This is a genomic window from Ilumatobacter sp. (assembly GCF_049588435.1).
Taxonomy (GTDB): domain Bacteria; phylum Actinomycetota; class Acidimicrobiia; order Acidimicrobiales; family Ilumatobacteraceae; genus Ilumatobacter_A.
Genome location: NZ_JBAVYV010000546.1, coordinates 1 through 8,544, shown reverse-complemented (window position 1 = coordinate 8,544; position 8,544 = coordinate 1). Strand labels below are relative to the sequence as shown.

The window sequence follows — 8,544 nt, the reverse complement described above, 5'->3', positions numbered from 1 at the left end:
TGCCCCGCATCACCGATGCGGGGCACGTCCGCGTCTATGCGCCGTACTTGTTGGCCCGGTTGAACGCGGTTTCCATCTCACGGTCGGCGTCACGCTCGGCCATGGTCTGGCGCTTGTCGCCCTTGGTGCGACCCTTCGCAAGGCCGAGTTCCATCTTCGCCCGACCACCCTTCCAGTAGAGCCGCAGCGGGACGATCGTCAAACCACCCTGGGCGGTGCGCGAGTCGAGCTTGTCGATCTCGGCGCGATTCAACAACAGCTTGCGTTCCCGGTCGGGGTCGTGGGCTCCGAAGCCGATCGCGTTCGTGTACGGCGGGATGTGGACGCCATCGATCCACATCTCGCCCCGTCGGACGCGGGCGTAACCCTCAGCGATCTGGGCGTTGCCCTCGCGCAGGCTCTTGACCTCGCTCCCGGTGAGAACCATGCCTGCTTCGTACGTGTCGAGGATCTCGTAGTCCCGATAGGCGCGCTTGTAGCTCGCGATCAGCTGGGTGCCGTCGGTGGGTTTCGCCTTCTTGGTCTTCTTGCCCTTCTTGGCCATCAGACGAGCGAGGGTACCGACGTGCGTCGATCGCTACGCTCTCCTTCGTGTTCCAGGTCACTCGCGACGTGTACGCCCAACTCGTCGGCCTCTCTTTGGACGAGTATCCGCTCGAGGCATGTGGCCTCGTCGCCGGGCCGCCCGCGGCGTCGGGCGGACCGGGTGACGTCGGACGAATCTTCTACCCGTGCCACAACGACGACGCCTCCGCACGGGTCTACACCGTGAATCCGAAGGACTTCATGCGCGCCGAGATCGACGCGGACGATCGCGACTGGGAGATCAACTGTGTCGTGCACTCGCACACGCACTCCGAGCCGTATCCGAGCCCGACCGATGTCTCGGCCGCCGTCTCTCCCGACTGGCACTACGTGATCGTCAGTCTCAAGCGTGATGCCCCCGAGGTGCGCAGCTACCGCATCGTCGACGGCGTCATCGTCTCCGAACCCCTCGTCGTCATCTGAACTCGACGTCCCACCCGGGTCCGGGCCGTGCTTCGGATCGACGTCGTCTGTCGCGGCGCGTGATCCACCGGAGCGAGGGTGCCGAACCCTGTGCATGCAACTCTCCCGAACGCTCCGGATCGTCGCTGCGGTCGGCGCACTCATCGCCGGCTACGCGCACATCTCGCTGTACAACGACGGCTATTCCGACATCCCCGTCGGCAACATCGGTGAGCAGTTCCTGCTGAACGCCGTCGGTGCGGTCGTGATCGCGGTCGGCCTCGTCGTTCCGGTCTTCGTCCGGGCTGTTCCCGCTCTCGTCCGGATCGCTGCGCCTGCGATGGGCATCGTGTGGGGAGCCGTTTCTCTGCTCGCGTTCTTCGTCGCCCGCACGGAAACGGGCTGGTTCGGATTCGTGGACATGTCCGGCCTCAACCCCTCCCCGGAGGCCCAGCTCTCAGTGTTCCCCGAGATCGTCGTCGTGGTCACGTGCGCGATCGTGCTCGCCCGTGTTCGCAAGGTCGAACTCGTCTGAACGTTCCCGATCCGTTCCGAGAGGATCGGCAGATAGAATCCCGACCAAGGAGATCGGATTAGTCGGAATACCGACCACGATCGGAACGTTGGACCTGGAGATGACCGCGATGCCCAACAGCCCCATGCAGCTCTCGCCGCCGATCGCAGCTCCCGCGACGCGGGTCGCGAGCGTTCTCGACATGGTCGGCAACACGCCGCTCGTCGACGTGTCCAACCTGTCGCCGAACCCCGACGTTCGGATCCTCGCCAAGATGGAGATGCAGAATCCGTTCGGATCGGTCAAGGATCGCATCGCGAAGCGGATGATCGAGACGGCCGAGGCCGATGGCCGTCTCCGGCCCGGCCAGACCATCGTCGAACCGTCGTCCGGCAACACGGGGATCGCCCTCGCCGCGATCGCCCAGCTCAAGGGGTATCCGATCAAGATCCTGATGCCGACCTCGGTGTCGATCGAACGTCGACAGATGCTCGAGATCTTCGGTGCCGAGATCATCCTCACGCCGGGGGAGGAGGGCTCCAACGGAGCCGTCGCTCGGGCGCAGGTTCTCGCGACGGAGCACCCGGAATGGTTCTTCCCCTATCAGTACGCGAACGACTCGAACCCGCTGGCCCACTACGAAGGCACCGGACCGGAAATCGTCCGTGACGCCCCCGAGATCACCCACTTCGTCGCCGGCCTCGGCACGAGCGGGACCTTGATGGGAACGGGTCGGTACCTCAAGGAGTACGACCCGTCGATCCAGATCGTGGCCGTCGAACCTCCGCTCGGCGAACGCGTCGAAGGTCTGCGCAACATCGGCGAGGGCTACATCCCGCCGATCTTCGAGAACTGGAACGGGTATGACCTGCTCGATCGCAAGCGCGTGGTGCGTCCACGTGAGTCGATCGAATGGACGCGTCGCCTGGTCCACGAGTGCGGCATCTTCGCCGGGATCTCGGCCGGGGCGGCGCTCGCCGGAGCGGCGAAGGTCGCCGGTCAGATCTCGTCAGGAACGATCGTGTTCATCGTGTGCGACGGCGGCTGGAAGTACCTGTCGACCGGTGCGTACACCGACGATCTCGACGTCGCCGAGGCTGCCGCCGAGAAGATCATCTACTTCTAGACACCAGCGGAATCCGGCCCGACTCGACGGACCATGCCGTGTGGAGGGTCGCGCTCGGCATACTCTCGCCGGTGGGTGATGAGACGAAGGCAGACGTTCCGGGCGGTTGGGCTTGCTGAGCTCGATGGTGCTGCTCGGCATCCTGGCATCGATCGACCCCCTTCGACCGGCGGTGTTCGCGCTGGTTCTCTCGACGAAACGACCGAACGCCCTGGCATTCCTTGCCGGGTGGGCGGTGGCATTGTCGTTGCTGTTCGGTCTCGCGTTCGTCGCGCTCGGCGGCGACGCAACGAACGCTCCTGCGTCATCGCGCCAGACCTGGGCGTCGGTGCTGTTACTCCTGATCGGAGTCGGCCTCCTCGCGGTGGCAGCCCGACGTTGGATGCACCGCCACGAAGGCGAGGAGCGAAGCGTCGTGCCGAACTCGCTCGCCCGTCGCCTGGATCATCTCGACCTTCGACATGCAGCGGGGCTCGGTGTCCTCATCCAGCCGCGGTCGCTCACCATCGCCGCAGCGCTGGTCTGCGCTCGCGACCGGACCGATGCACTCGACCTGGTGATCGGCTTCATGCTGTTCGCCGCGGCCTCGACCATTGCGCTCATCGGCCTCCTGATCTACGACCTTCGACAACCCGCCGAGTCCCAGTACGGACTGACGCAGATCCTCGCGTCGATCGAGCGGCAGGGTCCGCTCCTCGTCACGATCGCATCGGCCGTCGGCGGCATCTACCTCACCGTGAATTCCCTGCTCAGCCTCGTGGGCAACTGACCGAATCGAGAACGTGACATGGATCAACTTGCCGCAGTCCTCGCGCTCGTCGCAGCAGCGTCGTTCGCGCTGGCCGCGACGCTGTGGCAACGCGCGTCGATCGACCAGGGTGTCGAGCCGGGCGACTCGAAGGGGATGCTCAAGCTCGTGACGAACACCGTCTGGTTGCTCGGTCTCGGTGCCCAAGTCGTCGGTGTGCTCCTCCAGATGGCGGCGCTCGACCGGGGGCGGGTCGCGATCATCCAACCGTTGCTCGTGACCTCGATCGTCTGGGCACTTCCGCTCGGCTATTTCCTGACCCAGCAGCGGATCACGCGTGCGCACGTTCTCGGAGCGACGATCATCGTCGTCGGACTCGCCGTGTTCGGGACCGTGGGCGACCCCGCCGGCGGAGTCGACGATGCGGCGGGACTGGACTGGATGCTGGCGCTGCTGGTCCTCGGCGTAGTCTGCGCCGGTCTGTTGGTGCTCAGCTCGCGCGGCGAGATGGGACGAAGGGCAGCGCTGGTCGGCGCTACCGCCGGCATCCTCTACGGAGCTTCGGCGACCCTGATGAAGCCGGTCGTCGAGCATTGGCACGATGACGGGTTCGGCGCCATGCTCGCCGACTGGGAGTTCTGGGCGATGGCGTTCTGTGGACTCGTCGGTTTCTACCTCCAACAGGTCTCGCTGGCGACGGGCAAGCTGGTGACGTCGGTGGCCACGGTGTCGGTGGTCAACCCGATCGTCAGCGTCGCACTCGGCGCGATCATCCTCCAGGAACGACTCGACTCGGACCCGACGTGGCACTGGGTCGCCGCGGTCGCCGCGCTCGCCGTCGCTCTGGTGGGAGCCACGGTCATCGCATCCGCATCCGAGGAAACCACGCGGGAAGCTCAGCCGGCGATCGCCTGACGTCGCCGGCGACTTGCGTCGTGTCGGTGACGGATACCCTTTCCGACGATGAATGGGCCGATCGGGATGTTCGACTCCGGGTTCGGCGGCTTGACCGTGGCCCGGGCGATGATCGATCTGCTGCCCGGCGAGGATCTCGTCTACATCGGCGACACCGGCCGCTACCCGTATGGGTCGAAGCCGCTCGGCGACGTTCGAGATTTCGCCACCGAGATCACCCGCAGCCTCGTCGACGACTACGGCGCGAAGGCGATCGTCGTCGCGTGCAACACCGCGACCGCGGCCGGACTCGACGACGTGCGCGACGAACTCTCCGCCCGGGACGTCCCGGTGATCGACGTCATCACACCTGGCGTGAAGGCCCTGGTCTCGACCACCACGACCGGCCGCGTTGGAGTGATCGGCACCGTGGGGACCGTGTCGTCGGGCGCCTATCCGCAGGCGATCGCGCGCACCGGGATCCCGGTCAGCCTCACGAGTGCGGCATGCCCGGGCTTCGTCGAGTTCGTCGAGCGGGGACAGACGACCGGAGACGAAGTGACCGTGCTCGCCGAGCGGCTGCTCGCGCCGCTCGTCAAGGCTGACGTTGACGCGCTCCTGCTCGGCTGCACCCACTATCCCTTCCTCGCCCGCACGATCGGTGAGGTGATGGGCCACGGCGTCACGCTGGTCAGCTCCGCCGACGAGACCGCGTTCGCCGTCCGCCGACGCCTGGGCGAGGCCGGGCTGTTGCGCTCGGGTGACAACCGTGGCGTGCACCGGTTCGCGTCGAGCGGTGACATCGACGTGTTCCGCGATCTCGGCGGCCGTCTGCTCGGTCCCGAACTCGAGCACACCGAGAGTTGGCCGCCGCACCGCTGACTCGGTTGCGTCAGCGCGTGGCTCCGGATCGACGGAGGCGTGCCGGTAGGTTCACGCCCATGACGAGACCTGATGGCCGCAGCGCCGACGAACTCCGCCCGATCACCTTCGAACGCGATTTCACCGAGATGGCCGAGGGTTCGGTGCTGGTCAGCTTCGGTCAGACTCGGGTGCTGTGCACCGCCAGCGTCGACGACGACGTGCCCCGCTGGATGCGCAACTCCGGAAAGGGCTGGGTGACCGCCGAGTACTCGATGCTGCCGGGCGCATCGCCCGAGCGGATCAACCGCGAAGCCGCCAAGGGCAAGCAGAGCGGCCGGACGGTCGAGATCCAGCGTCTGATCGCGCGCTCGTTGCGCGCCGCCTGCGACATGACCGTGCTCGGCGAACGACAGGTCACCGTCGACTGTGACGTCCTGCAGGCCGACGGTGGAACACGTACCGCGAGCATCTGCGGTGGCTTCATCGCGCTGCACGACGCGCTGCAGCGGATCGTCGACCGTGGCGAACTGAGTCAGAACCCGCTCCACTCGTTCTGCAGCGCGATCAGCGTCGGCATCGTCGGTGGCGACCCCGTGCTCGACCTGCCCTACGTCGAGGACTCGGCCGCCGAGGTCGACATGAACGTCGTGATGCTCCAGGCCAACACCGGCGGCGAGCCGACCGGTGAGGCACGTTTCGTCGAGGTGCAGGGAACGGCTGAGGGAATGGCCTTCTCGAGGTCCGAACTCGATTCGCTGCTCGGCCTCGCCGAAGGTGGATTGACCACGATCGCCTCCATGCAGGCCGATTTGCTCGCGACACCGCCGACTCCGCGGCCTGCGGCTCGGTGAGCGAACTCCCGGAGCTCGTCTGCGCGTCGGCGAACCCCGACAAGGTCGCCGAGATCGCGCAGTTGCTCGACGGCGTCGTCGAACTGCTGCCCCGCCCGGGCGAGGTTCCCGATGTGGTCGAGGACGCCGACACCCTGATCGGGAACGCTCGGCTGAAGGCCGTGGCGATCGTCGAGGCGACCGGGCTCCCCGCCGTGGCCGACGACACCGGCCTCGAGGTCGCCGCCCTCAATGGCGCGCCGGGTGTGTACACGGCGCGCTATGCCGGAGAGGACTGCAGCTACGCCGACAACCGTCGCAAGATGTTGACCGAACTCGACGGTGTCGACGACCGACGTGCAGCGTTCAAGACCGTGGCGTTGGTGCGATGGCCGGATGGACGCGAAGTCGCCGTCGAAGGGGTCTGCGAAGGAGAGATCACCCGATCGGAGCGGGGCGCAGGCGGATTCGGCTACGACGCGATCTTCGCTCCCGTCGAGGGCCGCGGAGCGACCTTCTCGGAGATGGACGCGGCGACGAAGAACGCGATCTCACATCGCGGACGCGCGTTCCGGGCGTTGCTCGACGCGCTCAACCCGCCGCCGGCTTGACGGTCACAACGAAGCCGGAGTGGTCGCCGCCGACCACCTCGAAATCCTCGACCTCGGTGGAGACCAGTCCGTTGCCGGTGAGCGCGTGGTCGAGCCGGACGAAGGGCGGGAGGAGGCGGTCGGTCGGCCACGACGTCGACCATCCGTCACCGTCCGCGATGTGTGCGTCGACGAAACCCTGATCCAACAACGATCGGAAGGCTGGATGCCAATACGACGCGTTGAAGTCGCCGAGGATGAGCGTGGGCTCGTCGAGCCCCGCGGCTTCATCGGCGAGAGCTTCGAGTGAGTGCTTCCAGGCGTCGTGGTCGTGAACCGGGGTCGGCGGATGAACGGCGATCACCTGGAGTGACCCGTCCGGTGTCTCGACCTCGGCCGCGATGGTTCGACTGCGGTCCGCCTCGCCGGCGGGATCGCCGAGCGGATACTTCGACCACAGCGCCATCCCGCCCGCGAGGGGCCGGGCATCGTTGATCTGGTACGGGTACCGCGTCGAGAGTTCGTGGTTGCCCAGCGCGATCTCGTGGCGAAGCGTGTATTCGCTGAACGCGATCACGTCCGGATCGAGCCGGCCGAGTTCGTCGGCGACCGGAACGACGCTCGGATTGCTGTACAGGAGGTTCACCGATGCCGCGCTGATGCCCTGGGCGTCGGCGCGCACCTCGTCCTGGCCCGCCGGGAACACGATCGGAGCAGCGAGCAGCAGCGCGGAGATTCCGACGGCTGCCGACGCCACGGCGAGAGCATGCGATCGACGCCATGCGGCCCCGGCCGCGACGAGCGCGACGACCGGAATCCCGAACGGCGTCAGTGCCTGCGCCGTCGCAACCAGGCCGAAGCCGTCGATTCCCCACGCCTGAGTGAGCATGACCGTCCCGACTCCGGCGACCGCCGACCAGCCGACGAGCTCGGCGACCCGTCGCCCCGCTCTCTCGCGATTCATCGCGGGAAGGTTAGGGGCGCTTCGGTGCTCCCGCCGTCGACTCCGCCGATTCGCGAAGTGGACGTCGTACCCTGGCCGCGTCGCCGACGTAGCCCAATTGGCAGAGGCACGGCCTTTAGGTGGCCGTCAGTGTGGGTTCGAGTCCCACCGTCGGCACGACGCGTGACCCCACGTTCGTCACGTGACTGGGATCCAGGTCAGTGAGATCTGGGTGACCTTCACGTCGTTCGCCTCGAGGCCGACGGCGAGCGTGGTCGTGTCGTTGACGAGGTCGATCCACGTGTCCGTGATCTCGGCGACCTCGTCGGCGAGTTCGGTCTCGAGGGCGTCGAGATCGGCCTGGAGTCGGTCGAGTTTGTTCTCGGCCTCGTCGACGCGTTCGTCGGCGGCACGCGTCGTTCCCCGACGCCGGGCCGCGGATCCGGCGTCGCCGAGCAGCCCGCCGAGCAGTCCACCCTTCGACTTCTTTCCGCCGAGCAGTCCGCCCAACACCGATCCGGCGGTCGAGAACAGCTCGGAATTGCGCTTGCTCGTCGACTGCGCCTCGAGCACGTCGATCCGGTCCTCGAGCGCAGCGGAGCGCTCGCGGATCCGCTTCGCCTTCGTCTCGTACTTGTCACGCAGCTTGGCGACTTCGGCGTCCGCCCGCTCCTCGGCGACGGTGAGGCAGCGGGTGCGGAACGCGTCCTCGTCCTCACCCGGTCGGCCGTAGAGCTTGAGCCCGGCGTTGGCACCGATCTCGACCTGGGACGTGCGAACGAGTTGGTCACGGATCGCCTTGCCGAGCGAGGTCCAGTACGTCTTGTTCGCGATCTTCGCCTCGGTCAGCCGGTAGATGCCGTCGGTCGTCGGCTCGGGACGCAGGTCGCGATCGTCGTAGTCGACGTTCTCGATCAAGGAGGCGTCGATCTGCTCGGTGAGCGGGAAGAGCACGCACTCGAACTCGTCGTCATGGACCAGGTCGGCCTTCGTCTCGTCGTAGCGGAGTTGGACGCGGGCGACCGCGGATGCGACGAACGTGGTACCA

The 8,544-nt window shown here is 66.9% G+C and carries 11 protein-coding genes and 1 tRNA gene; 9 read left to right on the top strand and 3 right to left on the bottom strand.

Features of this window, described 5'->3' with window-relative positions:
- Positions 1 to 34 precede the first annotated feature (34 nt).
- Complete coding sequence (smpB, locus tag WBV89_RS20570) at positions 35 to 544, bottom strand: SsrA-binding protein SmpB (protein WP_423983195.1); 510 nt, start codon at positions 542 to 544, stop codon at positions 35 to 37.
- Positions 545 to 591: 47 nt separating this feature from the next.
- On the opposite strand from smpB, the gene WBV89_RS20565 reads away from it, so the two are divergent.
- The 8 genes from WBV89_RS20565 (at position 592) to rdgB (ending at position 6,574) form a co-directional block, all read left to right on the top strand.
- Complete coding sequence (locus WBV89_RS20565) at positions 592 to 1,008, top strand: Mov34/MPN/PAD-1 family protein (protein ID WP_423983194.1); 417 nt, start codon at positions 592 to 594, stop codon at positions 1,006 to 1,008.
- Between the two features lie 94 nt (positions 1,009 to 1,102).
- Positions 1,103 to 1,522 carry a hypothetical protein gene (locus WBV89_RS20560; protein WP_423983193.1) on the top strand — a complete coding sequence of 140 codons (420 nt, stop codon included), beginning with the start codon at positions 1,103 to 1,105 and terminating at the stop codon, positions 1,520 to 1,522.
- Between the two features lie 109 nt (positions 1,523 to 1,631).
- Positions 1,632 to 2,627, top strand: a complete 996-nt coding sequence (locus WBV89_RS20555; protein ID WP_423983192.1) for a PLP-dependent cysteine synthase family protein — start codon at positions 1,632 to 1,634, stop codon at positions 2,625 to 2,627.
- A gap of 106 nt (positions 2,628 to 2,733) precedes the next feature.
- Entirely contained in the window at positions 2,734 to 3,396 is a 663-nt protein-coding gene (locus WBV89_RS20550) for a GAP family protein (protein ID WP_423983191.1), read from the top strand.
- Between the two features lie 18 nt (positions 3,397 to 3,414).
- The gene (locus WBV89_RS20545; RefSeq protein WP_423983190.1) at positions 3,415 to 4,290 is read left to right on the top strand and encodes a DMT family transporter; all 876 of its coding nucleotides are present in this window, start codon (positions 3,415 to 3,417) and stop codon (positions 4,288 to 4,290) included.
- Positions 4,291 to 4,338: 48 nt separating this feature from the next.
- Positions 4,339 to 5,151 (top strand): glutamate racemase, encoded by an 813-nt coding sequence (gene murI, locus WBV89_RS20540; protein WP_423983189.1) that lies wholly within the window; start codon positions 4,339 to 4,341, stop codon positions 5,149 to 5,151.
- Between the two features lie 59 nt (positions 5,152 to 5,210).
- Positions 5,211 to 5,984: a ribonuclease PH gene (rph, locus tag WBV89_RS20535; RefSeq protein ID WP_423983188.1), complete on the top strand. Its 774-nt coding sequence runs from the start codon at positions 5,211 to 5,213 to the stop codon at positions 5,982 to 5,984.
- Positions 5,981 to 6,574 (top strand): RdgB/HAM1 family non-canonical purine NTP pyrophosphatase, encoded by a 594-nt coding sequence (gene rdgB / locus WBV89_RS20530; protein ID WP_423983187.1) that lies wholly within the window; start codon positions 5,981 to 5,983, stop codon positions 6,572 to 6,574. The genes rph and rdgB overlap by 4 nt, the downstream gene beginning before the upstream one ends.
- Here the strand turns inward: rdgB and WBV89_RS20525 are convergent.
- The gene (locus tag WBV89_RS20525) at positions 6,555 to 7,517 is read right to left on the bottom strand and encodes an endonuclease/exonuclease/phosphatase family protein (protein ID WP_423983186.1); all 963 of its coding nucleotides are present in this window, start codon (positions 7,515 to 7,517) and stop codon (positions 6,555 to 6,557) included. The two genes, rdgB and WBV89_RS20525, sit on opposite strands and share 20 nt — an antisense overlap.
- An 82-nt stretch (positions 7,518 to 7,599) precedes the next feature.
- On the opposite strand from WBV89_RS20525, the gene WBV89_RS20520 reads away from it, so the two are divergent.
- Positions 7,600 to 7,673: transfer RNA gene (locus tag WBV89_RS20520), tRNA-Leu, on the top strand.
- 21 nt (positions 7,674 to 7,694) lie between these two features.
- Here WBV89_RS20520 and WBV89_RS20515 read toward each other — a convergent pair.
- Positions 7,695 to 8,544 (bottom strand): hypothetical protein (locus WBV89_RS20515; RefSeq protein ID WP_423983185.1); only part of this gene is annotated, 850 nt, incomplete at its 5' end.

Excerpts from the sequence above, each read along its gene's own strand:
- rph (WP_423983188.1), top strand. The coding sequence starts at position 5,211 with ATGACGAGACCTGATGGCCGCAGCGCCGACGAACTCCGCCCGATCACC.
- smpB (WP_423983195.1), bottom strand. The coding sequence starts at position 544 with ATGGCCAAGAAGGGCAAGAAGACCAAGAAGGCGAAACCCACCGACGGC.
- WBV89_RS20560 (WP_423983193.1), top strand. The coding sequence starts at position 1,103 with ATGCAACTCTCCCGAACGCTCCGGATCGTCGCTGCGGTCGGCGCACTC.
- WBV89_RS20555 (WP_423983192.1), top strand. The coding sequence starts at position 1,632 with ATGCCCAACAGCCCCATGCAGCTCTCGCCGCCGATCGCAGCTCCCGCG.
- WBV89_RS20545 (WP_423983190.1), top strand. The coding sequence starts at position 3,415 with ATGGATCAACTTGCCGCAGTCCTCGCGCTCGTCGCAGCAGCGTCGTTC.
- murI (WP_423983189.1), top strand. The coding sequence starts at position 4,339 with ATGAATGGGCCGATCGGGATGTTCGACTCCGGGTTCGGCGGCTTGACC.
- WBV89_RS20525 (WP_423983186.1), bottom strand. The coding sequence starts at position 7,517 with ATGAATCGCGAGAGAGCGGGGCGACGGGTCGCCGAGCTCGTCGGCTGG.